20 protein-coding genes and 1 tRNA gene are annotated in these 22938 nt (G+C 71.9%); 16 read left to right on the top strand and 5 right to left on the bottom strand.

The features are described from left to right. Window positions 1-77 precede the first annotated feature (77 nt). Both M3B01_RS09705 and M3B01_RS09700 read left to right on the top strand, forming a co-directional pair. Window positions 78-1583 carry a glutamate--cysteine ligase gene (locus M3B01_RS09705; protein WP_259791669.1) on the top strand — a complete coding sequence of 502 codons (1506 nt, stop codon included), beginning with the start codon at window positions 78-80 and terminating at the stop codon, window positions 1581-1583. Between the two features lie 273 nt (window positions 1584-1856). Further along, window positions 1857-2810: a bile acid:sodium symporter family protein gene (locus M3B01_RS09700; RefSeq protein WP_259791686.1), complete on the top strand. Its 954-nt coding sequence runs from the start codon at window positions 1857-1859 to the stop codon at window positions 2808-2810. A gap of 94 nt (window positions 2811-2904) precedes the next feature. Here M3B01_RS09700 and M3B01_RS09695 read toward each other — a convergent pair whose 3' ends face one another. Then, window positions 2905-4686 (bottom strand): BCCT family transporter, encoded by a 1782-nt coding sequence (locus M3B01_RS09695; protein ID WP_259791666.1) that lies wholly within the window; start codon window positions 4684-4686, stop codon window positions 2905-2907. Window positions 4687-5016: 330 nt separating this feature from the next. On the opposite strand from M3B01_RS09695, the gene M3B01_RS14645 reads away from it, so the two are divergent. Together M3B01_RS14645 and M3B01_RS09685 are read left to right on the top strand one after the other, a co-directional pair. Beyond that, window positions 5017-5238, top strand: coding sequence for a hypothetical protein (locus M3B01_RS14645; RefSeq protein WP_311203217.1), 222 nt, complete (start codon window positions 5017-5019; stop codon window positions 5236-5238). Continuing rightward, window positions 5239-5490 carry a hypothetical protein gene (locus tag M3B01_RS09685; protein ID WP_259791664.1) on the top strand — a complete coding sequence of 84 codons (252 nt, stop codon included), beginning with the start codon at window positions 5239-5241 and terminating at the stop codon, window positions 5488-5490. An 82-nt stretch (window positions 5491-5572) separates the two neighbouring features. Here M3B01_RS09685 and M3B01_RS09680 read toward each other — a convergent pair whose 3' ends face one another. Then, window positions 5573-6067, bottom strand: a complete 495-nt coding sequence (locus tag M3B01_RS09680; RefSeq protein ID WP_259791662.1) for a DUF2306 domain-containing protein — start codon at window positions 6065-6067, stop codon at window positions 5573-5575. A 140-nt stretch (window positions 6068-6207) separates the two neighbouring features. Here M3B01_RS09680 and M3B01_RS09675 point away from each other — a divergent pair, with 140 nt between their 5' ends. Beyond that, window positions 6208-6906, top strand: coding sequence for a MerR family transcriptional regulator (locus M3B01_RS09675; protein ID WP_259791659.1), 699 nt, complete (start codon window positions 6208-6210; stop codon window positions 6904-6906). 252 nt (window positions 6907-7158) lie between these two features. Here the strand turns inward: M3B01_RS09675 and M3B01_RS09670 are convergent, their stop codons facing one another. Next, a complete protein-coding gene (locus tag M3B01_RS09670; protein ID WP_259791656.1) occupies window positions 7159-8016 on the bottom strand; it encodes a hypothetical protein in 858 nt (285 codons plus the stop codon). Window positions 8017-8168: 152 nt separating this feature from the next. Between M3B01_RS09670 and M3B01_RS09665 the strand changes: the two genes are divergently transcribed. The 7 genes from M3B01_RS09665 (at window position 8169) to M3B01_RS09635 (ending at window position 16193) form a co-directional block, all read left to right on the top strand. Further along, a complete protein-coding gene (locus M3B01_RS09665; RefSeq protein WP_259791653.1) occupies window positions 8169-8714 on the top strand; it encodes a hypothetical protein in 546 nt (181 codons plus the stop codon). 93 nt (window positions 8715-8807) lie between these two features. Continuing rightward, window positions 8808-11546 (top strand): ATP-dependent RNA helicase, encoded by a 2739-nt coding sequence (locus M3B01_RS09660; RefSeq protein WP_259791651.1) that lies wholly within the window; start codon window positions 8808-8810, stop codon window positions 11544-11546. A gap of 388 nt (window positions 11547-11934) precedes the next feature. Further along, a complete protein-coding gene (locus tag M3B01_RS09655; RefSeq protein WP_259791649.1) occupies window positions 11935-13233 on the top strand; it encodes a methyltransferase domain-containing protein in 1299 nt (432 codons plus the stop codon). Window positions 13234-13264: 31 nt separating this feature from the next. After that, a complete protein-coding gene (locus tag M3B01_RS09650) occupies window positions 13265-13543 on the top strand; it encodes a hypothetical protein (RefSeq protein ID WP_259791648.1) in 279 nt (92 codons plus the stop codon). Beyond that, window positions 13540-14658 (top strand): asparaginase, encoded by a 1119-nt coding sequence (locus tag M3B01_RS09645; protein ID WP_259791647.1) that lies wholly within the window; start codon window positions 13540-13542, stop codon window positions 14656-14658. The genes M3B01_RS09650 and M3B01_RS09645 overlap by 4 nt, the downstream gene beginning before the upstream one ends. Before the next feature lie 132 nt (window positions 14659-14790). Beyond that, window positions 14791-15726, top strand: a complete 936-nt coding sequence (locus M3B01_RS09640; protein ID WP_259791645.1) for a sulfurtransferase — start codon at window positions 14791-14793, stop codon at window positions 15724-15726. Beyond that, window positions 15723-16193 carry a SufE family protein gene (locus M3B01_RS09635; RefSeq protein WP_259791643.1) on the top strand — a complete coding sequence of 157 codons (471 nt, stop codon included), beginning with the start codon at window positions 15723-15725 and terminating at the stop codon, window positions 16191-16193. Before M3B01_RS09640 ends, M3B01_RS09635 begins: the two co-directional genes overlap by 4 nt. A gap of 38 nt (window positions 16194-16231) precedes the next feature. Here the strand turns inward: M3B01_RS09635 and M3B01_RS09630 are convergent, their stop codons facing one another. Continuing rightward, a complete protein-coding gene (locus tag M3B01_RS09630) occupies window positions 16232-17314 on the bottom strand; it encodes a hypothetical protein (protein WP_259791642.1) in 1083 nt (360 codons plus the stop codon). A 117-nt stretch (window positions 17315-17431) separates the two neighbouring features. On the opposite strand from M3B01_RS09630, the gene M3B01_RS09625 reads away from it, so the two are divergent. From M3B01_RS09625 to M3B01_RS09615, 3 genes are all read left to right on the top strand, one after another. Beyond that, a complete protein-coding gene (locus M3B01_RS09625; RefSeq protein ID WP_259791640.1) occupies window positions 17432-17923 on the top strand; it encodes a Dps family protein in 492 nt (163 codons plus the stop codon). Between the two features lie 141 nt (window positions 17924-18064). Beyond that, window positions 18065-19423: a M20/M25/M40 family metallo-hydrolase gene (locus M3B01_RS09620; RefSeq protein WP_259791638.1), complete on the top strand. Its 1359-nt coding sequence runs from the start codon at window positions 18065-18067 to the stop codon at window positions 19421-19423. Window positions 19424-19503: 80 nt separating this feature from the next. Beyond that, on the top strand, window positions 19504-20346 hold the full coding sequence (locus tag M3B01_RS09615) for a hypothetical protein (RefSeq protein ID WP_259791637.1): 843 nt from the start codon (window positions 19504-19506) through the stop codon (window positions 20344-20346). Window positions 20347-20482: 136 nt separating this feature from the next. Here M3B01_RS09615 and M3B01_RS09610 read toward each other — a convergent pair. Next, window positions 20483-20570 (bottom strand) — tRNA-Ser (locus M3B01_RS09610). 149 nt (window positions 20571-20719) lie between these two features. Here M3B01_RS09610 and M3B01_RS09605 point away from each other — a divergent pair. After that, window positions 20720-22861, top strand: coding sequence for a S9 family peptidase (locus M3B01_RS09605; protein ID WP_259791636.1), 2142 nt, complete (start codon window positions 20720-20722; stop codon window positions 22859-22861). Window positions 22862-22938: the final 77 nt, after the last annotated feature.

Genomic DNA, 22938 nt, shown 5'->3' with positions numbered 1-22938 from the left:
TTGACGCATAGACTCGGTGCGCAGCGGGTCGGCGCTCTGCGTCGGGCCGCGACCTTGAACCGCGGGAGGAACCAGCCATGGGCCAAGAGATCGCCGCCAAGGAGTACACCCGCTCCCAGCGCACCCGGTACCGCCGGGAGCTGCGCCGCAACCTGGACCTGTTCGAGACCTTCCTGGACACGGCGGAGTTCGTGGACGAGGGGACCGTTGGTGTGGAGCTGGAGATGAACCTGGCCTCCATCACCGACATGAGCCCGGCCCTGCTGGTGGATGAGATCCTGGAGGGTCTCGACGACGAGCAGTACGTCCATGAGATCGGCCGCTTCAACCTCGAGGTGAACCTGCCGGTCACCCACCCCGCGGGCAGCGGCCTGCGGGAGCTGGAGGACAACCTCACCGCCCTGCTGGCCCGGGCGGATGCCACCGCGCAGCAGCACGGCGCGCGGGTGATCCCCATCGGCCACCTGCCCACCATCACCGAGGACCTGTTCTCCGACTCGCAGTGGCGCTCTCCGGGTGCGCGCTACGAGGCGCTGGAGAACAGCGTGATGCAGGCCCGCGGCGAGGAGATCCAGCTGCGGATCGACGGCGAGGGCAAGGGCCTGGACGCCACCTTCGACTCGATCGGCGCGGAGGCCGCCTGCACCTCGCTGCAGCTGCACCTGCAGGTGCCGCCGGAGCAGTTCGCCGCTGGGTGGAACGCCGCCCAGGCGATGGCCGGGCCCCAGCTGGCTCTGGCCGCGAACTCCCCGTACCTGATGGGCAGGCGCCTGTGGCACGAGACCCGGGTGCCCACGTTCATGCAGGCCCTGGACAGCCGTCCTCCGGAATACGCGGCGCAGGGAGTGCGACCGCGGGTGTGGTTCGGGGAGCGCTGGATCACCTCGATGTTCGACCTGTTCGAGGAGAACGTGCGGCTGTTCCCGGCACTGATCCCGGAGTCCCGCACGATGACCGAGGAGCCGTTGCTGACCGCGGGCGCCTCCCCTCGCCTGCACGAGCTGATGCTGCACAACGGCACGGTGTGGCGCTGGAACCGGCCAATCTACGACCCGGGCACCGAGGTGCCGCACCTGCGGCTGGAGAACCGCCTGCTGCCCGCGGGACCGACGCCGATCGACATGGCCGCCAACGCAGCGTTCTTCTACGGACTGATCCACACCCTGATGCACGAGCGGCGCCCGCTGTGGTCGCGGATGAGCTTCGAACAGGCCGACGAGTCGTTCCAGCAGTGCGCTCGCTGGGGCCTGGAGGCCCGCGTGAGGTGGCCCCGCATCGGCCGGGTGCGGGTGGCGGACCTTCTGCTGGAGCAGCTGATCCCCCAGGCGGTGGAGGGCCTGCGGGACCTGGGGGCCGACGCCGAGGTGGTGGAGCGCTACGGCGAGGTGCTGCGGGGCCGCGCCCGCACCGGCCGCAACGGCGCCCGCTGGCAGATCGACACGGTGACCTCCCTGGAGGTGCGCGGGGCTGATCGCGCAGAGGCACTGGCATCGATGACGCGGCTGTACCGCGAGGGCGTGGACTCCGGCATGCCCGTGCACGAGTGGCCGGTGCCCGCCCGGCAGCGCGCCTCGCAGGACTGAGCGCGCCGGAGATCAGTTTGTGAGACGGAGTCGCACATGATGAGCCTAGGGTCGTAGGGTTCGCGCGTGAACGATCCCCGCACCCCCTCCTCGTCCCCCGCTGCTGACGCCGACCGCAACACCTCCAGCACTGGCCCGGTCGCCAGCGCCGATAGCGGTACGGCCGATCCTGGCCCCGTCGATCCTGGCTCCGCTGGTCGCGGGTTCGTCGGCCGTGACCCGTCGGCCCCCAAGGACCCGGCCGCCCAGAAGCGGGAGGACCGCTCCGCACGCATCGCCGTGACGGTGTTCCCTGCCCTGATCCTGGCTGCGGCCGCGCTGGGCTTCTTCGTCCCGGCCGCCGGCCAGTCGATCGCCTCCTACGTGCCGGTGTTCCTGGGCGTGATCATGTTCGGGATGGGATTGACCCTCACCATTCCGGACTTCGCACTGGTGGTGCGCAGGCCCCTGCCGGTGCTGATCGGCGTGGTCGCCCAGTACCTGGTGATGCCGCTGGTGGCCCTCGGCGTCGCCACGCTGCTGCAGCTCTCCCCCGAGCTGGCGGCCGGCCTGATCCTGGTGGGGTGTGCGCCCGGCGGCACCAGCTCCAACGTCATCACCTACCTGGCCAAGGCCGACACCGCCCTGTCGGTGGCCATGACCTCCATCTCCACCCTGCTGGCACCGCTGCTGACCCCGCTGCTGGCGCTGTGGCTGGCCGGCGCCTACCTGCCGATCGAGGCCGGTCCGATGGCGCTGGACATCGTGAAGATGGTGCTGATCCCCGTGATCGCGGGCCTGGTGCTGCGCCTGCTGTTCTCGAGGATCGTCGATGTGATCCTGCCGATCCTGCCGTGGGTGAGCGTGGCCGGCATCTCGCTGGTGGTGCTCGCCGTGGTCAGCGGCAGCGCCGAGAAGGTGGTGGAGGCCGGGGCCCTGGTGCTGCTGGCCGTGATCCTGCACAATGGGTTGGGCTACCTGATCGGCTACTGGTTCGCCCGCGTGCTGCGCCAGCCCGTGCGCGCTTCCCGCACCACCTCCATCGAGGTGGGCATGCAGAACTCGGGCCTGGCCGCGACGCTCGCCGCCGCCTACTTCAGCCCGGTGGCCGCCCTCCCGGCCGCCGTGTTCTCCATCTGGCACAACCTCTCCGGCGCGATGCTGGCAGCGTTCTACCGTCGCACTGCGGCAACACCCGCCGTCGAGCAGAGCACCACCGACACGCGCGCCCACGAGCAGCGGATCTGAGGATCAGCCTCTCCGGCGCCGTCTCCTCGGCTGCCCGCCACAGCGGGCCCGCAGGTCAGCGCAGTTCGGTGTCCAGCAGGCCCTGGGCGGGCCCTCAGCGTCCGGCGGCGCGGGGGTGGCGAGGCGTGGAGCTGCCGGTGCGGGCCGGGTGCGTGCCGGCCTGCGGCTTCTTGGGATCGCCGTGCTCGAGGTACGGGTCCCGCATCGTCGGGGTGTCCCCAGCGGCCTCGGGCTCGACCACCACGGCGGTGGTGTCGTGCTCGTCCTCGTCCTGGCGGCGCTCGTACTCCTCGGGCGGCAGCACCTTCTTCCACTCGCGGGTGCGCATCTGCGGCAGCTCACCGGAGTCCTCCTGCAGCGCCCGGTACAGGGCGTACATCTGGAAGAAGCCCATGACGAAGAAGGGCAGGCCCACCAGGATGATGGTGGACTCCAGCGCTTCCAGCCCGCCGGTGCCGGAGAACACCAGCAGGGTGGCGGTGACCAGGCCGATGGCCAGGGCCCAGAAGATGCGCTGGCCCAGCGGGTTGAAGTCCTCGTGGCCGTTGGCCATGGTGTCGGTGACCAGCGCGGCGGAGTCCACCGAGGTCACGAAGAAGATGGCCACCAGGATGATCGCGATCACGGAGAGCACCCCGGCGGCCGGGTAGTGCTCCAGGAACGCGAACAGTGCCCCGGGCACGTCACCGTCCTCGACCACCCTCTCGACCAGGCCACCCTCGCCGTTCAGCTCGATGTCGATGCTGGCCAGGCCGAACACACCGAACCAAATCACGGAGAAGCCGGCCGGGACGGCGAGCACGCCGGAGACGAACTGGCGGATGGTGCGTCCCTTGGAGATGCGGGCGATGAAGATGCCCACGAAGGGTGACCAGGTGATGGTCCAGGCCCAGTAGAAGACGGTCCAGGTGTTCTGCCAGCCGGTGTCGGCGAAGGTGTCGTTCCACAGGGCGAGCTCGGGCAGGTTCATCAGGTAGCTGCCGAATGACTGGATGGTGCCCTTGAGGATGAACAGCGTGGAGCCTCCGGCGACCAGCACGAAGATCATCAGCGCCACGGCGGTGGCGATGTTGAAGTTGGAGAGCACCTTGATGCCCTTCTCCAGGCCCAGGCTCACGGAGATCAGGGCGATGCCGACCACCACGCCGATGATGATCAGCTGCCAGCCGGCGCTCTCGGGCACGCCCCACAGCTGGTTCAGGCCGCCGTTGATCTGCAGGGTGCCCAGGCCGATCGAGACAGCGACGCCGAACACGGTGCCCACGATCGCGACCACGTCGATGAACTGGCCGATCGGGCCGTGGATGCGGTTGCCGAGGATGGGCTGGAAGATCGAGCTCACCCGCGGCGGCAGGTTGCGTTTGTGGATGAAGTAGGCGAAGCACAGGGCGGGCAGGGCGAAGATCGTCCAGGTGTGCAGGGTGAAGTGGTAGTACGTGAAGTTCATGGCCTCGCGCGCCGCCTCCCAGGTGCCGGGCTCGATGCCCAGCGCCTCGCCGCGCGGCGGGTCGCCGAAGTGGCTCACCGGCTCGGCGACGCCCCAGAACATGAGGATCGAGCCGATGCCCGCGGCGAACAGCATCGCGAACCAGGCCGGGCCGGAGTGCTCCGGCGGTGCGTCGTCCGGCCCCAGCTTCACCCGACCGAAGCGCCCCAGGGCGATGAAGATCAGGAATCCCAGGAACACGGTCACGCCCAGGATGTAGAACCAGCCGACGTTGGTCAGCAGCCAGTCGGAGCCGGCGGACACGGCGTTGTCCAGGGGTTCGGTGAAGGCCAGCGTGGCGATCACGAACAGGATGATCACCCCGGCGGAGGCGAAGAAGATGGTGGGGGATGTGCGCAGCCTCAGCGCATCGTGCAGCTTGACGAGCATCGGTGACGTCTCCTCGGCACCGTCCGCGCCACGGGACTCGAGGTCGCGACGGACGCAGCGGCAGGATTCCATTTGCGGGCGGTCCGGGCGGTGGTGCGCCCCAGGTTTTCACATACCCGTCCCAGTCCCAACCCAGGCGGCGCCTCCCCGCGCGGGGTGCACCGGGCGCGAGCGCAAGCGGTGGCCCCAGCACGGAGTGGTCTGGCCGACGGACGGTCGCTCGAACCACCCGCGACGCGCTGCCGACGGGGAGTACTCCCCATCGACCGCACAAACCGCTCTCCCTAGGCTTGCAGCACAGTCTTCGAGCACGATGGGGGCGGGGAGCCGGTGGACCCGACCGATGAGCCGACGGATGATCCGAGCGACGGTCCGACGAGCGACGACCCCGCGGACGATCCGACCGATGAGCCGACCGATGAGCCGACCGACGATCCCACCAGCACCACCAGCTCCATCACCATGGGGTTCGTGGATTCCGGTGAGGCCTCGGAGCTGGAGACCAGCAACGGCGTCATCTCCCCCGAGAACGGCATCTTCCTGGGCACGTAGGTGGAGATCACCAACAACAACGACGTGGAGATCGGACTGGCCAGTGACAACTTCCGCGTGTACGACCAGGACGGCACCGAGCTGAACATCCGCTACGGGGAGTACACCACCGCCGGTCCGCAGATCCCTGTCGGCGAGACGGCGGAGGCGCGCCTGTGGGTCGATGTCGAGCCCGGCACCACGATCAGCAGGCTGACCTACGCCGATCCCGTCGGCACCAACGGGGTCGAGGTGGAGTTCCCACTTCAGTGAGCCGGGCCCCGACACCGGATCGACCTGGCCGGTCGCGGTCCGCTTCGACCCGGCCCGGCCTCGGCCGCGTCGCCCTGCAGGTTCAGGCGGTCGGTGAGATCGCCGCGCGGGACCGCGTCCGAGCGGGCCCTGCGACCCGTACCACCGAGAAGTGGAAGACGAGCGCGATCGCCGCGACGCCGAGCAGTGTGCCCACGGCGACCAGGGGCTGACTGACCAGCAGACGGGGGATCAGACGGCTCGGGATGAGTGCGGCGAAGGCGAAGGCCGTGAGCGTGCCCAGGTAGGAGCCGATCATGAACCCGCGGTGGATCGGCACGTTGCGAGCCCGGATGCCGGCGATGGCGAACACCATGCACAGCAGGGTCCAGATCGCCAGCGCGTGCAGCCAGGAGAAGCCGTCGGGGGCGATCCAGAAGCTGCTCACGCACACCACCACCATCGCTGCCACCCAGGTGACGCCGACGATCCGGTGGGCGAGGTCGCGGCGTCGGCGCAGGATCTGCAGCGGGCCGAGGACGAGCACGTAGGTGGCGGCGATGGCGTGGAGGATGACGATGGGTGTGAAGGCGTCCATGCCCCGCACGATAGTGTGGCTATCCAAGGCGGCGCCATCAGGATAGTTGCTGGTCCTCGCACTATCCCGGGGACCGGAAGGGAGGGGCTCACCCCCGCCCGGCCGGCGGGCACCGCACGTCCCCCACTGCGGAGGTCTCGATGCTCCTTGCCGAACTGGCGCAGGTCAGCGGCACGTCTGCCGCTTCGATCAAGTACTACCGTCGAGAGGGCCTGCTGCCGCCCGGGGAGCACGTGACCGCCACTCGGCAGGAGTACGGGCAGGGGCATGTGGAGCGCCTGCAGCTGATCCAGGTGCTGCGGGAGATGGTGGGTGCGCCGATCGCTCGGATCCGCCGGCTCACCGCGATCCTGGACGACCCCGATCAGGGCTTGCTGCGGGCGCTGCGGGAGGCCCAGTCGATCACCCTTGGCGTGGACGACGGCCCGCCCACGCGGCAGCGGGACTCCGTGCCCGAGCATCCGTCGATCGCGCCCCTGCTGCAGCACCTGGGCTGGCCCGACATCGACTCCGCGCCACGGCGCGCCCTGAGTGAGCTGCTGCAGGGCTTGGACCAGCAGGGCGCCCCCACCGGGCCGGAGGTGCTGCTCACCTACGCCGCGCCGATGCAGCAGATCGCCCGGGCTGATCTGGCCTGGATGCGCCGTCTGCCCGACGGCGCGCCCCCGGCACCCGAACAGGCCGGCCGCGATCCAGGCCCCGATCCCGGCCCCTCGAACGACGTCCTGGTGATGCGGGCGATCGCGGGCTCGGTGGCCTATGACCGCCTGGTGCAGCTGCTGCGGGCGCTCGGGCACACCTCGCTGAGCGTCATGGAGGACCGCCCGCCGCGGGAGTGAGGCCACGGGCCGCTGGGGTGAGGGGGCCACGGACTGCAGGAGAAACGCCCCCATCGTCCCTCCCAGACAACGGACAGCAACGCCTCAGAGGTTTTCCTGGATCGAGGCGTCTACTGTTCCCCATCGCGTCACCGGAGCGCACCGCTGACTGAGGAGGAGGCGGGCAGCGCCTATCCGTGACGCGGGGGAAAGGGATGGCCCCGGCTCGTGGGGACGAGCCGGGGCACCTTTTTGCCCTGACCCAGCAGCCCGTCAGCGCCGCAGGTCGATGCCGAACACCCGCCGGATCTGCGTGACCGCGTGGCGCGTGTACCGGCGGTCCGAGGGCGTGGAGGCCAGGGGGACGAACAGGCCCGGATGGTCCGGGTGGGAGACCCTGTAGTGGGTGGAGCCGGGGGCGATCACGAAGCCGGCCTCCCGCATCCGCGCCATCAGCTCCCGGTGCGAGGTGGGGTGTCGGGTGCCGCGGCCCCCGCGGGCACTGGGGCCGGCGGCGTCCTCGGCGATGTCCGCTGCGGGCTCGTACTCCGACGGCCGCACCGCAAGGGCGTAGCGCAGGGGGAACACGCCGATCACGGTGTTGTCTGCCCGACGCACCTGCACCACCGCGTCGCCCCGCCGGAAGTGGTCGCTGGTGCCGGCGTCGGCGGTCCAGGCCTCCTCCGGGTCGGCGACGGCCAGCACGATCTGCTCGACGTCCAGATCTGTCGGTCCGACCGTGCGGATCAGCTCCTCCCGGATGCGCAGCGGCCTGCGCAGGGGACGCTCGTCGGCGGCGTCCAGGGTGTGCACGGCCTCCGGCGGCGGGCCCGGCAGGGGCCGGGGCAGCTCGATGGTGCGGGGGCGCGTGCGGGATGCCGGCAGTGGGGCCGACGGGGATCCGGGCGCGGCGTCCGGCTCGGCCGGCGGGGATCCGGGCGCGGCGTCAAGCTCGGCCGGCGGGCGCCGGCCGGGCACCGCGGTGTAGTCCACCGGCCGCACACGGGAGGCCGGCGCGGAGCGCCCGGCGAGCGCACGGGGCGTGGCCCCGGGCGCACCGGATGCTGGACCCGATGCGCGGGCGCCAGGTCCGGGCGGGCGGGGGCCGGGGCCCTCATGGCGTGGCGGCATGGGCGTGCACCTCGATTCCCTGGAGTCGGATCCGGCGGGCCTTCCAGTAGCGTAGGCGGTGCGAGTCGATCGCTCGCCCGAGCCGCTTACTCGCCACCGCTGGCCCTCCTCGCGGTCGCGCGAGGCAGTCCCCGTCCGAGAGGTCCCCGTCCATGGCACTCCTGCGCCGTCCCCTGAGCACCCGACCCGTCCGCCTCGCGGGCGCCCTGCTGGCGGTGTCCCTGCTGGCTGCCGGCTGCACCGGCGAGGATCCCGATCCGACGTCGACCGACGGCACAGTGGCCTCCGACGACGGCGGCGCGGACGCCTCCGATCAGGGCGGTGCCGGGGATGCCACGGAGCCATCGGACGGCGGGGGCCGCACGGCGGCAGCCGTACCGGTCGAGCCGATCGAGGTGACCCCGGCCCCGGAGGGCTTCGAGCCCCCCGCGCCGTGCACTCACGAGGGTGCACACCTGGTGAGCGCCGATGCACCGGCCACCCCGGAGCTTCCCGAGCGCGGCGGGGACGTCCCCGTCATCGAACTGACGGGTATCGAGGGCGACAAGGCGCAGCTGACGGTCACGATCGGTGAGGGTGAGCCGCGCCCCGTCGAGGACGCCGCGATCGGGGAGACCATCGGCCTGGACCTGTGGACCATCTCCATCACCAGCGTGTGCAGCGATCAGGATCAGGTCGAGTTCGACCTGATCGACTGACCCCGCTGCGCCGAGCATCCGTGTGGCTGCGGACGGCCGCCCCGTGAACCCACCCCCCGCGCGGCCCTTCGCCCCTGCCGCCTCGTGCCCGGCATGAGCCCTGTGCACCGCTTCGACCTCGACGCCATCGGCGCCGGGCTGCCGGTCGCCGCCAGTCGCCGCGACATCGTGGAGGCTGCGCGCGGCGGGGGGCTGGTGGTGACCGCCCCACCCGGCACCGGCAAGACCACGTTGGTGCCGGCGCTGGTCGCAGAGGTGACCGCCGACGCCGATGAGACCGGGACTCCGGGCCTAACCCTGGTCACGCAGCCGCGCCGGATCGCAGTGCGCGCGGCCGCTCGTCGGATCGCCTCCTTGGACGGCTCGGCCGTGGGCGGCCCGGTCGGCTTCACCGTGCGCGGCGAGCGTCAGGTCTCGGCCGACACCCGGATCGAGATGCTCACCCCCGGGGTGCTGCTGCGCCGCCTGCTGGCCGACCCGGAGCTGCCCGGGGTGGCGGCGGTGGTGCTGGACGAGGTGCACGAGCGGTCCCTGGAGACGGACCTGCTGCTGGGCATGCTGGCCGAGGTGCGCCAGCTGCGGGAGGACCTGCTGGTGGGGGCGATGTCGGCCACCGTGGACGCTCAGGCGGTCGCGGCCCTGCTGGGCGGCGCCCCGGTGGTGCAGGTGCCCGGCGTGCTGCACCCGCTGGACGTGGCCTACGCGCCGTCGCCGTCGGCCCGCCTGGACGTACGCGGGGTGACGCGGGAGTTCCTGGACCACGTGGCCCGCACCGCCGCCGCGCAGCAGCGTGCTTCGGGCACCGACGCCCTGGTGTTCCTGCCCGGCGCCCGGGAGGTGGACGAGGTGGTGGCCCGCCTGGGCGCGCTGGTGGACGGGGTGGAGGTGCTGCCGCTGCACGGGCGTCTTCCCGCCCGGGTGCAGGACCGCGCCACCTCCGGTCGTGGCCCGGGGGATCCTCCACGGATCGTGGTCTCCACCGCGGTGGCGGAGAGCTCCCTGACCGTGCCGGGCGTGCACCTGGTGATCGATGCGGGCCTCTCCCGCGAGGTGCGCCGGGACCGCGAACGGGACATGACGGGCCTGGTGACGGTGAGCGCCTCGCAGGCGTCGGTGCAGCAGCGCGCCGGCCGCGCCGCGCGACTGGGGCCGGGCCGCGCGGTCCGGGCCTATGCGGAGGCCGATCTGGGGCGGATGCCAGCGCACTCCCCTGCCGAGATCACCGCCACCGACCTCACCGATGCCGCCCTGTGGCTGGCCTGCTGGGGAACCCCGCGCGGGGAGGGTCTGCCGCTGCTGACCCCACCCCCGGAGCGGGAGATCGCGCAGGCCGAGCAGACCCTGTTCTCCCTCGGGCTGGTGGATGCTGACGGCCACCCCACGGCCTCCGGGACCCGGGTGGCCGGCATGCCCGTGGGGGTGCGGGAGGCGCGGGCGCTGCTGGACGGGGCCCGGACGCTTCGGGGCGAGGCACGGCCCCGGTCGGGCACCGCGCGTGTGCTGCCCGGGTCCGACGGGCCCCGGTTCGTCGCCGAGGTGGTCGCAGCGGTCTCGGACGATCATCGGCCCGTGGGCGCCGACCTGCCGCGCCTGCTGCGCGAGCTGCGGTCGGGCCGCGGCGATGGTGCGGGGCGCTGGCGCCGCGAGGCGGACCGTCTGTCCCGGATCGCACGCGGGGACACCGGAGGCGGCGGGGACGGGCGCGGGGCGGCCCCGCTGCTCGCCGCTGCCGACGAGGCCGGGCTGATCGGTGCGGTGCTGGCCCTGGGCAGGCCTGAGCGGATCGCCCGCCGCGTGGGAGCGGGAGCGCAACACACGGGAACGGGAGCGCAACACACGGGAACGGGAGCGCAACACACGGGAACGGGTCCCAAGCGATCAGCCAACGGCGCCGGGGGCACCTCACGGTCGTACCTGCTGGCCTCGGGGACCCGGGCCGCTCTGCCGGAGGGCAGCGGTCTGCTGGGGCACGAGTGGATCGCGGTGTGGGAGGTGCAGCGGGCACAGGGCAGGGCGGCTGACGGCACCGGCGCGGTGATCCGTACCGCTGCTCCCCTCGACGAGGAGGACGCCCTGAAGATCGGCGAGCCCCTGCTGGTCAAGCAGCGCACCGCCCGCCTCGAGGACGGCGCCGTGCGGGTGCGACAGGAGCGTCGTCTGGGAGCGATCATCCTGGCGAGCACCCCGGTGTCGGCCACGCCTGGGGACGCTGCTCCCGCATTGCTGGACCATGTGCGCCGACAGGGCCTGGACGTGCTGCCGTGGACACCTGCGGCGACGGCCCTGCGGGCTCGGCTGGGCCTGCTGCACCGGGAACTGGGCGCGCCCTGGCCCGCCATGGATGCGGCATCGCTGCTTGAGGGTGTGGAGCAGTGGCTGGCCCCTCATCTGCCTGCCGCCCGCGGCGCCCTGGACCGCATCGACCTGGTGGCGGCGCTGCGCGGCCTGCTGCCGTGGCCGGAGGCCTCGCGCCTGGAGGAGCTGGCGCCGGAGAGGCTGGCGGTGCCCTCGGGCTCCACCGCACGGATCGACTACCCCGATCCGGACGACGAGGCGGGCAGGCCCGTGGTGGCGGTCAAGCTGCAGGAGCTGTTCGGTCTGGCGGACACCCCGCGTCTGGCGGGCGATCGGGTGCCGGTGCTGTTCCATTTGCTGTCCCCGGCCCGCAGACCGCTCGCGGTCACCGATGACCTGCGGTCCTTCTGGGACGGACCGTACCGCGAGGTGCGCAAGGAGATGCGCGGCCGCTACCCGAAGCACCCGTGGCCGGAGGACCCGTGGACCGCGCAGGCCACGGCCCGCACCACGCGCGCCGCACGAGAGCGGTCCTGATCACCCCACCGCCACAGCGGTCTGCTCGTCGATCAGCCGTCGCAGCACCCGGCAGACGGGGTGGATCTTCCGCGCCGTGGCGCATCCGCCGATGGTCGACAGAAGCGCGTCTCCTGGCCGGTGCGAAGCGAGACCCCACCCGGTGCGCAGCGGGCCCCCACTCGGCGGGAAGCACGACTCCCACCCGGTGCGAAACGGGACGCCTGCCCGGTGGCCTGTGCTGGCTCTAAGAGCGGGGCGCACCTCAGAACCATTTCTGGTTCTCAGATGCGCCCGGCTCTCAGTCCCGAAAGAAGGGCCACACGGCTCGGCGACGGCCAGCCCGACCCCCGGAGGCCAACCCCCTGGCCTCGCCCGGGCCACCCGGGCCGCCCGTAGACTCCAGCGCGTGCAGTGCCATCATTTCGACGCCGGGGAGTGCCGCTCCTGCACGCTTCTGGACATCCCGCGTGAGCGTCAGGTCGCCGCAGCGAGCACCCGGATCCGCGAACTGCTCGCTCCCTTCGTGCACACCGAGGTGGCGGATCCGTGGGCACCACCGATCCTGGGCCCGGAGGCCGGGTTCCGGTCCCGCGGCAAGATGGCCGTGGCCGGCACCGCCGCCAGCCCCGTGCTGGGGCTGCCCGGCCAGCCCACCACTGCGGACCTCTCCGACTGCCCGCTGTACCCGCCGGGCGTCGAGGAGGTGCTGCAGGGCGCGAAGCAGCTGATCCGTCGAGCGCAGGTCCCGCCGTACGACATCGCGCGTCGACGCGGCGAGATCAAGAACGTGCTGGTCACCGTCACACCCCAGGCCGAGCACCACCTGCGCTTGGTGCTGCGCAGCGAGAAGGCCCTGGCGAGGATCCGTGAGCACCTTCCGCGTCTGCTGGAGGCGCACCCCTCGGTGGTGGGGGTCAGTGCCAACATCCATCCCGCGCACACCACCGCGGTCGAGGGCGAGCAGGAGATCCATCTGGCGGGCAGCACCTCGATCGGTGTGCGCACTGGGGACGTGGACCTGCAGGCCCGACCGCAGTCGTTCCTGCAGACCAACACGGAGGTGGCCGGCGAGCTGTACCGACAGGCGGCGGCCTGGATCGCGGACGCCGGTGTCGGCCTCGAACGGGCTGCCGCGGGCAGGGCCCAGGCTGCCACGCGCAGGGCCCCGGCGGCGACGGACGCCGCGCATGACCTGCGGGTGTGGGACCTGTACTGCGGGCTGGGCGGTTTCGCGCTGCATGTGGCACGCGCCGTGCCCTCGGCCGAGGTCACGGGCGTGGAGGCCTCCGCGCAGGCCATTGAGGGGGCACGGGAGGCCGCACAGGCGGAGGGGTTGGACGTGCGGTTCCTCGCGGAGGACGCCACCGCGTGGGCGCGCCGACAGAGCGCACCGGGCTGCAGCACTGATGGCGGGCCCAAACCGTCCCCGGGGGCCCTCGGTGGCGGGAACGGCGCCGTGCCGGACTCAGGGGCACCCGACGTGGTGATCGTGAACCCGCCCCGTCGAGGGATCGGTGCGGAGCTCGCGTCCTGGCTGCAGGAATCGCCTGTCCCGCAGGTGGTCTACTCCAGCTGCAATCCGGCCACCCTGGCCACGGATCTGGCGGTGATGCCCTCGCTGAGGATCGTGGCAGCGCGCTATGTGGACATGTTCCCGCACACGGAGCATGCCGAGGTGATCGTGATGCTGCACAGGATCCACTGACGAGCCCCGCCGGACCTGGCACAGTGGCCCCATGCTCGCCACCACCGACACCCAGCTGAGGGACGTCACCCGCACCGTCGAGCAGGACGGCCCGGGCTTCGCCGTGATCCTCGGCCCCGCCTCCACCGGCTGCGGCTGGGACGGTGCTCTGCTGGGGCTCGCCCGCCATCTGAAGCAGACCGCCACCTGCGATCTGTGGCAGGAGGCCCATCTGGCCACCGGAGCGGATCCTCATCAGGCGCACGAGGCCGCCGCGAGCACTGCGGCCTTCTACCGCGGCGAGGACGCGATCGGCGGGGATGCCGCATGACCGCGCAGTCCCCCGATCCAGCAATCCCCACCGACCCCGCCTCCGAGCTCGCGGCAGCCTGGCCGGGCCACGATGGTGGGGCATCGGCACCAGGGCCCGACCAGGGGATGTCGGCGCCCGCCGCACCGCGGGCACGGGTGGCGCTGCTGTCCCTGGGCGGCACCATCTTCATGACCCAGGACCTCACCGGTCTGCGGGCCGCGCCTGATGCCTCCACCGGTGCGGACCTCGCCCGCACCCTGATCGACGGTGTGGCCGTGGGGCATACCGAGGTCGCCAACGTCGGCTCACCCTCGGTGACCGCGGCTCACCTGCGCGAGGTGCTGGAGCTGGCGCGAGCCGCGGTCGACGGCGGCGCGGCCGGGGTGGTGCTCACCCACGGCACCGACACCCTGGAGGAGTCGGCCTTCGTGCTGAACCGCTACTGGGACCGGGAGGCACCGCTGGTGCTCACCGGTGCGATGCGACCGGCGAACGCCCCCGGGGCCGACGGGCCCGCGAACCTGCGCGACGCCGTGCGCACGGCGGCCGCGCCATCGGCCCGCGGCCTGGGCGTGCTGGCCGTGTTCGATGCGATGGTGCACCTGGCAGACCGGGTCACCAAGACCTCCTCCCGCTCAGTGGACGCCTTCGCCTCCGAGCCCTCAGGGCCGATGGCCCTGGTGGACGAGGAGGATCTGCGCCTGGTGTACCGGCCGCTGGACCGCACCGCCCTGATCGGCGGGGCCCTGCCCGCCACGCTCCCGCGCGTGCCGAGCCTCGTCTCCGGCATCGGCGAGGACCTGGCGCTGCTCGACAGTCTGACCCCCGGGGCGATCGACGGTCTGGTGATCGCGGGCGCCGGCATGGGCCACGTCTCCGCCGATGCGGTGCCGCGGGTGCGAGCCCTCACCGACGCCGGAGTGCCGGTGGTGGTGGCGACCCGCGTGGCCACGGGTGGAACCTCCACCCGGCACTACGACTACCCCGGATCCGAGGTGGACCTGATCGCCAACGGGGCGGTGATGGCGGGGGCCCTGCCGCCCCAGAAGGCCCGCCTGCTGCTGCAGGTGCTGCTGGCGTCCGGGGCCCAGCAGGACCGGGTGCGCCGCACCTTCGAGGCCTACGCGTACTGAGGCTGTACCGCGCGAACGATCCACCGAGGGACGGACCGCACCTGCTCACGCGCTGCGCGAACAGCCTGGCCCCCTCCCCCGCGCCGGGTGACACACTGGAGGCATCCGATCCCGTCCTGAGAGGTGCTCCCCATGACTGTTCCCGTTGATCCGTCCCCCGCCCTGCAGCAGTACGCCCACCCGGAGAAGCTGGTGACCACCGACTGGCTGGCCGAGAACCTCGGCAAGGTCGGCACGGGCAACCTGGTGGTGGTGGAGTCCGACGAGGACGTGCTGCTGTACGAGACCGGGCACATCCCCGGTGCCGTGAAGGTGGACTGGCACCTGGATCTCAACGACCCCGTCACCCGCGACTACGTGGACGGCGAGGGCTTCGCGAGGCTGATGGACGCCTCCGGCATCTCCCGCGACACCACTGTGGTGGTCTACGGCGACAAGTCCAACTGGTGGGCCGCCTACGCCCTGTGGGTGTTCGAGCTGTTCGGCCACCCCGACGTGCGCCTGCTGGACGGCGGCCGCGCCGCCTGGGAGGCGGAGGGCCGCGAGATGACCCTGGACCGCCCGGAGATCACTCCCCCGGCAGACGGCCAGGGCTATCCCGTGGTCGACCGGGATGATGCCCCCATCCGCGCCTACCGCGAGGACGTGCTGGACTTCCTGGGCGGGCAGCTGATCGACGTCCGCTCCCCGCAGGAGTACACCGGCGAGCGCACCCACATGCCGGACTACCCGCAGGAGGGCACTCTGCGCGGCGGCCACATCCCCACCGCGCGATCGGTGCCGTGGGCCCGCGCCGCCCAGGAGGACGGCCGCTTCAAGTCCCGCGAGGAGCTCGAGGCGATCTACCGTCAGGAGCTGGCCTTCGACGACGCGGAGCCGGTGATCGCCTACTGCCGCATCGGTGAGCGCTCCAGTCACACCTGGTTCGTGCTCACCTACCTGCTGGGCTTCGGGAACGTGCGCAACTACGACGGCTCCTGGACCGAGTGGGGCAACAGCGTGCGCCTGCCGATCGCCCAGGGCACCGAGCCCGGTGAGGTGCCTGCCGCGAAGGACGCGGGCCGATGAGCGCCGACGCCACCGCGACCGGGCCCGACGCCCTCCCCGAGGGCTTCCGCGAGATCGCCGAGGACTTCCACGCCCTCGGCGAGCGGGATCGCCTGCAGCTGCTGCTGGAGTTCTCCCAGGGCCTGCCGGAGTTGCCGGAGCGCTATGCGGACCATCCCGAGCTGCTCGAGCCCGTACCGGAGTGCCAGTCCCCGATCTTCCTGATCACCGAGGTGGAGGGCACGGGCCGCGAGGCCACCGCGCACCTGTTCTTCTCCGCCCCACCGGAGGCCCCCACCACGCGGGGGTTCGCCGGGATCCTCGCAGAGGCTCTCGACGGCCGCTCGGTGGGCGAGGTGCTGGACACCCCCGATGAGGTCACCGCCGAGCTGGGCCTGGCCGAGGTGGTCAGCCCGCTGCGCCTGCGCGGCATGAGCGGGATGCTGGGCCGCATCAAGCGGCAGCTGCGGGAGAAGTCCGGGGCCTGACGGCGCGCGGCGTCGGCCCACGACCGGGGCCCGGCAACTCAGCTGCTGGGCGGGCGCTTCCTCGTCCGACCGCTGCCGCCGGCCCCGCTGCCGTCGCCGTCCTCGCGGGAGGCCTCGCGCTGCTGGTACATGTCGAAGGCGCGCTCTCCCACCGTCCGCATGACCTCGAAGGTCTTGCGCCCGGTGTCGGAGGTGGCGAAGCCGTGCAGTGCGGCGACCTGTTCGGCGATACCGCGGCGCGGCGCACCGTCCTCGGTGCCGCCGTCATCGTCCACGGACCCGGTCGAGCGCTCCCAGGCACTCGAGGTCGCTGCGGTCCAGGCCGTCCCGGTGGAGGTGCGTCCACCACCGGCACCCGCGCTCACCCGGGGGCTCGTGCCGGTGCTGTCGTCCGCCTCGGCCCTGCCGGTGCGACGCTCCTCGATGCGCCGGTGCTTGTCGTCGGCCTCCTTGAGCTCGAGCGGCACGGTCACCACGCGCACGAGCGCGGTACGCACCTCCTCCCGGATCCGGCCGGCCTGCTCGGTGACGTACTCCTCCTCGCTCGGCAGGGACCGGTCGCGCTCAGCCTCGAGGCCGACCCCCTGCTCCGTGGCGGCCTGTGCGGCGTGGGCGCCCCGCTCCATCCGCCACGCCCGAGTGAGCAGGAACGAGGCGAGGTCGGCCGCCACCTCGAGGGAGAGCCCGTAGGCGTCGGCGGAGGAGGGCGCGCGCGTGAGCTCGATGGCGTCGTCGCGCTCCAGCGGGCTGGGAGCGATGTCGATCGCGGCCAGCACCTCGCTGACGAAGGACTGGAAGGCGGCATCGCCGGGCACGTCGGCGCGACGCAGCTCGGCGCGGCCCCACTGCTGCGGCAGCTGCACCAGGCTCACGCCCTCGCGGGCGAACTCGTCCAGCGCGGCCTGGCGCATCAGGCGGCGGGCCCGACGGACCAGCTGGTCCGCATCGGCTCCGCGCGGCAGGTCACCGAACACCTCGCGGGCGTCGGCCAGAGCCTCCCCTGCGGCGAGCACCGCCGGGTCGTTGCGGCGGCGGGCTGAGCGTCGCGCCTGGTCGGAGCGCTTCGGGGTGCCTGGCGAGCGGCGCGGGAGCTTCCCGCGCAGTGCATCGAGCTTGGACATCCGTGAACCTCCCCGTGGTCGTCAGAACAGCGCCATGGTACGGGCGAGGAACATCGCGCGGTCGATCAGCGTTGTACCGATGCGCAAGCCCTGTTCGACGACCTTCAAGGAGATGACATGGCCGACCTCGCATACACCGTTCCCGGTCTCGGCACCGAGGACTCCCAGCGCCTGGTGGAGTCCCTGCAGGACCGCCTGCACGCGATGAACGATCTGCACCTCACCCTCAAGCACGCCCACTGGAACGTGGTGGGCCCCCGCTTCATCGCGGTCCACGAGATGCTGGACCCGCAGGTCCAACTGGTGCGCGGCTACGCCGACGAGCTCGCCGAGCGCATCGCCCAGCTGGGTGCCAGCCCCGTCGGCACCCCCGGTCGTCTGGTCTCGGACCGCAGCTGGTCCGACTACGAGCTGGGCAAGGCCGACACCCAGGAGCACCTGAAGGCCATCGACGCGGTGTACGACGGTGTGATCGCCTCCAACCGCAAGGCCATCACCCTGGCCGGCGAGCTGGATCCGATCACCGAGGACCTCCTGATCGGCCAGACGGCCGAACTGGAGAAGTTCCAGTGGTTCGTGCGCGCTCACTTCGAGGGTTCCCAGGCCTGATCGGCCAGAGCCCACTGTTGGCCGGATCGACCTGGTCGGCGTACCGCGGCGCGCACGGCGCGGCAGCTGCCCCTGGGGCGGTTGCCGCGCCGTCGTCGTCCCTCACCTGGAACGGCGTCCTTCACCTGAGACAATGCCTGCATGTCTATCGCCGAACCCACCGCTGACGAGCTGACCACCCTGCAGGACGAGGCGGTGCGCTTCACCCGTGAACTGATCCGCATCGACACCACGAACTTCGGCACGGGCGATCCGGCCACCTGGGGCAAGGGCGAGACCGAGGCCGCCGAGTACGTGGTCGCGCTGTTGCGCGAGGTGGGCCTGGAGCCGGTGGTGCACGAGTCCGCCCCGGGCCGCCCCAACGTGTTCGTGCGCCTGCCCGGGGAGGACCGGGAGCGCGGCGGCCTGGTGATCCACGGTCACCTCGACGTGGTGCCGGCCAACGCGGAGGACTGGTCGGTCGATCCCTTCGCCGGCGAGATCCGCGACGGCATGATCTACGGTCGCGGCGCGGTGGACATGAAGGACATGGTGGGGATGATGCTGGCGCTGGTGCGGCACCTGGCCCGCACCGGCCAGCAGCCCCCGCGCGACCTGGTGTTCGCCTTCTTCGCCGACGAGGAGGCCGGCGGGGTCTACGGCAGCCGCTGGGTGGTGGCCCACCATCCCGAGCTGTTCGAGGGCTGCACCGAGTCGATCAGCGAGGTGGGCGGGTACTCGATCACCCTGCCGGAGAAGGCGAGCGGTGAGGACGTGCGCGCCTACCTGGTGCAGACCGCCGAGAAGGGCCTGGCCTGGGGTCGTCTGCGCGCGACCGGTCGTGCAGGTCACGGTTCGGTGCCCAATGACGAGAACCCCATCGTGCGCCTGGCCCGCGCGATCGTGGCGATCGACGAGCACGAGTTCCCCGATGAGATGACCGCAGCGGTGCAGGCCCTGTACGACGGGGTCACCGAGATCACCGGCATCGGCTGGGACGAGGAGGACCTGCGGGCCTTCCTGCCGATGATGGGCGGGGCGCGGCAGTTCGTCTCCGGCACCCTCGCGGACACCACCAACGTGACGATGCTGGACGCCGGCTACAAGGGCAACGTGGTCCCCCAGGTGGCGGAGGCCTCGATCGACTGCCGCTTCCTGCCCGGCCACCAGGACAGCCTCAAGCAGCTGCTGGAGGAGCTGGCCGGGGAGCACGTGGAGGTGATCTTCGATCACGTGGGCATCTCCCTGGACGCCCCACGCCAGTCCCCCCTGATCGATGCGATGACCCGCTCCCTGGAGGCCGAGGACCCGGGCTGCCGGGTGCTCCCCTACTGCCTGAGCGCGGGTACGGACAACAAGCAGCTCAAGGAGCTGGGCATCGACGGGTACGGCTTCACCCCGCTGCAGCTGCCCGCGGATCTGGACTTCGCGCCGCTGTTCCACGGCGTGGACGAGCGGGTCCCCGTGGGCGCGGTGCGGTTCGGGGCGCGGGTGCTGCTGCGCCTGGTGCGGGAGAGCTGAGCGCGGGAGCGTCGGCGGGGGTGGGCCCCGCGGGCCCGTGCCCGGATGAAGCGTTGTCCACGGTGCGGCACAATCGATCCATGCTCCCCTTCATGGCCGGCAGGTCTGGACCCCAGGGCCATCCCCTGCTCGAGGTGCTGGCGGGGCAGACGATCGTGCACACCCGCGTGGCCGCGCGCGGCACCTGGACGGTGACCGCCCGCGGCTGGGTGCTGCACTCCCGCATCCAGCTGCTCGACCAGGACGCGGTCGGCCTGCGCGATCCGCGCCTGATCGGTGCGCGGATCGCCACCGCTGAGATGCTGCCCGACGGCACGCTGAGCCTGGCACTGCAGGGCGGCGGCGCCGGTCCTCAGCCGGCACGGGCGCCGAGTCGCCTCACCACCGCGACGCCCTGGCGACTGGAGGGCCCGCAGCGGGCACTGCTGGAGGCCGACGAGAAGGGGCACCTCTGCGCCGCTCCACCCGGACCGCCGGTGTTCGCGACCCCGGAGGCGGTGGCCGAGTTCTCCGCTTCCGAGCCCAGCGGCATCGAGCAGCGCCTGCTGAAGATCGCCGAGGGCACCTGGCTGCACCCGGGCCACGTGGTGGAGCTGCTGGCCAATGCCGGGGCGCTCGAGGACGAGGAGTTCGAGCGCCGCGGCCCCATCCTGCTCTCACGCATGCTGGCGCGCGGTGAGCTGCGGGCCGGGTTCGTCACCGACGGCAGGTTCTCCCCCTGGCAGCTGAGCCTGCCCGAGGTCATCGAGCACATCGGCAGCGTGTGGACGGCGATCGGCGGCCGCGCACCGGGCCCGGACACGATCGCCTGGTTCGAGATCACCGACACCGGCCGCGAGCACCTGGGGCTGACCGGGCCGCAGTCGCTGCCCCCGGGGATGTCCGGCTACGACAGTCCCGGCGTGGTGGGCGGCTTCCGGTGACGGCCTGGGCCGGCATTCGTCCGCATGGTGGCCCGCATGCGCCGACGGCCTGCCGTGAGCAGCGGGACCATGGAAGGACCATGCAGAACGCCCCCGGACCACGGATCCAGGGGCGTTCATGTCCTAAGGACAAGAGCGGTAGCGGCGGGATTTGAACCCGCGGTACGGGGTCACCGTACACATCATTTCGAGTGATGCACCTTCGGCCGCTCGGACACGCTACCGCCGACGATCGTAACCGCCCGTACAGCACCCGTTCAAACGCAATGGCAGCGGGCGCGAGTCAGCTCACGTCCCACCGTGTCGGCGTCGTGCTCCCACCCCGCCCGGAATCGGTTGGGCGGGGACGCAATCCGCTGGATAGGCTCGCGCCATGACCACCCAGACCCCTGCTGCACCCCGCCCGCCCCAGCGCCCCACCGAGCGTGTCTTCCACGGCGACACCGTGGTGGATCCCTACGAGTGGATGCGGGACAAGAACGATCCCGAGGTGATCGCCCACCTCGAGGCCGAGAACGCCTACGCCGATGCCCGCACCGCCCACCTGGACGGCCTGCGCAGCACCCTGGTCCAGGAGTTCGTGGGCCATCTGCAGGAGACGGACCTGTCGGTGCCGGTGCGCCGCGGCAACTGGTGGTACATCACCCGCACCACCGCCGGTCACGACTACCCGGCCTTCACGCGGGTGGCCGAGCACCCGGACCTGCCGCGCGGCGCCGGGGGCGTGCCCGCGATCGAGCCCGGTGTCGCGCTCGAGGGCGAGCAGGTGCTGCTGGACGCCCAGTCCGAGGCCGAGGGCGCCGAGTTCTACCAGCTGGGCGGTTTCGTCCCCTCCCACGAGCACGACCTGCTGGCCTACGCGGTGGACACCGCCGGCGACGAGCGGTACACGGTGCGTATCAAGGACCTGGGTGACGGCGCGATCCTCGACGAGTCGGTGACCGGTGTGGGCTACGGGCTGGCGTTCTCCGCCGATCAGAAGTGGCTGTTCTACGCCCGGGTGGACGACGCCTGGCGCCAGCACCAGATCTGGCGCCACCGCATCGGCACCCCCGCTGAGCAGGACGAGCTGGTGATCGAGGAGACCGACGAGCGCTTCTCGATCGGCTTCGGCCGCTCCCGGGACGGCTCCACCCTGGTGATCCAGGCGGGCTCCACCACCACCTCGGAGGTGTGGCTGCTGGACCTGCACGACCCCACCTCCGCCCCGCGGCCCACCGCGGGCCGCCGCGACGGCGTGGACTATTCGATCGAGCATGCCGGGGACCGCCTGCTGGTGGTGCACAACGACGGCATCCAGGGGTTCGCCCTGGCGGTGGCCTCGCTGGAGGAGCCGTCGGCCTGGGAGAACGTGCTGGAGGCCGCCGAGGGCGAGCGGATCCTGGCCGCGGACGCCTTCGCATCGTTCGTGGCGCTCGAGCTGCGCAGCGAGGGCCTGGCCGGGGTGCGGGTGATCCCGCGCGGTGCCGATGGCGACCTGGACCTGGGTGCCGCGCGCACCATCACACACGGCGGCGAGCTGGACACGGTGGAGCTGAGCGCCAACCCGGACTGGGAGCAGACCGCGCTGCGCTACGAGCTGGGCAGCCTGCTGACCCCCGTCACCATTGCGCAGGTCGAGGTGGGCACCGACGACGAGCCCGAGCCGACGATCCTGCGCCGCACCCCGGTGCCGAACTACGACCCCGAGCTGTACGTGGAGAAGCGCCTGTGGGCGACCGCCGGTGACGGCACGCAGATCCCCGTCTCCCTGGTGGCGCGCCGTGAGGTGAGCGCCGACGGCACGAACCCCGGCTATCTGTACGGCTACGGCAGCTACGAGACCAGCGTGGATCCGTCGTTCGTGGCGAGCCGACTGTCGATGCTGGACCGCGGGGTGGTGATCGCGATCGCCCACATCCGCGGCGGTGGCGAGATGGGTCGCGCCTGGTACGAGCACGGCAAGCTGCTGGAGAAGAAGAACACCTTCTCCGACTTCGTGGCCGTGGCCGATCACCTGGTGGCCGAGGGCTGGGTGGCCGAGGACCGACTGGCGGCCGAGGGCCGCAGCGCCGGCGGCCTGCTGATGGGTGCGATCGCGAACCTGGCCCCGCACCGCTTCCGGGCGGTGCTGGCCGGGGTTCCCTTCGTCGATGCGCTCACCACGATCCTGGACCCCTCGCTGCCGCTGACGGTGGGCGAGTGGGAGGAGTGGGGCAACCCGGTGGACAGCGCGGAGGTGTACCGCTACATGAAGGAGTACACCCCGTACGAGAACGTGCGCGCCGAGCAGTACCCGGCGATCTTCGCCACCACCTCGTTGAACGACACCCGGGTGTTCTTCGTGGAGCCCGCCAAGTGGGTGGCGCGACTGCGGGAGACGGTCACCTCCGACCAGGCCGAGCGGCCGATCATCTTCCGCTGCGAGATGGTGGCCGGCCACGGCGGGCGCTCGGGCCGGTACCGCAAGTTCGAGCAGCGGGCCGACGAGCTCGCGTGGCTGCTGGACCAGATCGGGGCCAGTGAGCTGATCTGAGCACAGCGCTGATCTGAGCACAGCGCTGATCTGAGCACAGCACGAGCGGCCCGGGCCGGGGATCCCTCCCCCCCCCG

This window comes from Brachybacterium sp. p3-SID957 (genome assembly GCF_025144775.1).
Classification (GTDB): domain Bacteria; phylum Actinomycetota; class Actinomycetes; order Actinomycetales; family Dermabacteraceae; genus Brachybacterium; species Brachybacterium epidermidis.
This window is presented reverse-complemented; position numbering and strand designations above follow the sequence as displayed.

Bases quoted from the DNA above. Each gene is read 5' to 3' on its own strand.
- M3B01_RS09705 (WP_259791669.1), top strand. From the start codon at position 78: ATGGGCCAAGAGATCGCCGCCAAGGAGTACACCCGCTCCCAGCGCACC.
- M3B01_RS09695 (WP_259791666.1), bottom strand. From the start codon at position 4,686: ATGCTCGTCAAGCTGCACGATGCGCTGAGGCTGCGCACATCCCCCACC.
- M3B01_RS09680 (WP_259791662.1), bottom strand. From the start codon at position 6,067: ATGGACGCCTTCACACCCATCGTCATCCTCCACGCCATCGCCGCCACC.
- M3B01_RS09675 (WP_259791659.1), top strand. From the start codon at position 6,208: ATGCTCCTTGCCGAACTGGCGCAGGTCAGCGGCACGTCTGCCGCTTCG.
- M3B01_RS09670 (WP_259791656.1), bottom strand. From the start codon at position 8,016: ATGCCGCCACGCCATGAGGGCCCCGGCCCCCGCCCGCCCGGACCTGGC.
- M3B01_RS09665 (WP_259791653.1), top strand. From the start codon at position 8,169: ATGGCACTCCTGCGCCGTCCCCTGAGCACCCGACCCGTCCGCCTCGCG.
- M3B01_RS09660 (WP_259791651.1), top strand. From the start codon at position 8,808: ATGAGCCCTGTGCACCGCTTCGACCTCGACGCCATCGGCGCCGGGCTG.
- M3B01_RS09650 (WP_259791648.1), top strand. From the start codon at position 13,265: ATGCTCGCCACCACCGACACCCAGCTGAGGGACGTCACCCGCACCGTC.
- M3B01_RS09645 (WP_259791647.1), top strand. From the start codon at position 13,540: ATGACCGCGCAGTCCCCCGATCCAGCAATCCCCACCGACCCCGCCTCC.
- M3B01_RS09640 (WP_259791645.1), top strand. From the start codon at position 14,791: ATGACTGTTCCCGTTGATCCGTCCCCCGCCCTGCAGCAGTACGCCCAC.
- M3B01_RS09635 (WP_259791643.1), top strand. From the start codon at position 15,723: ATGAGCGCCGACGCCACCGCGACCGGGCCCGACGCCCTCCCCGAGGGC.
- M3B01_RS09630 (WP_259791642.1), bottom strand. From the start codon at position 17,314: ATGTCCAAGCTCGATGCACTGCGCGGGAAGCTCCCGCGCCGCTCGCCA.
- M3B01_RS09625 (WP_259791640.1), top strand. From the start codon at position 17,432: ATGGCCGACCTCGCATACACCGTTCCCGGTCTCGGCACCGAGGACTCC.
- M3B01_RS09620 (WP_259791638.1), top strand. From the start codon at position 18,065: ATGTCTATCGCCGAACCCACCGCTGACGAGCTGACCACCCTGCAGGAC.
- M3B01_RS09615 (WP_259791637.1), top strand. From the start codon at position 19,504: ATGCTCCCCTTCATGGCCGGCAGGTCTGGACCCCAGGGCCATCCCCTG.
- M3B01_RS09605 (WP_259791636.1), top strand. From the start codon at position 20,720: ATGACCACCCAGACCCCTGCTGCACCCCGCCCGCCCCAGCGCCCCACC.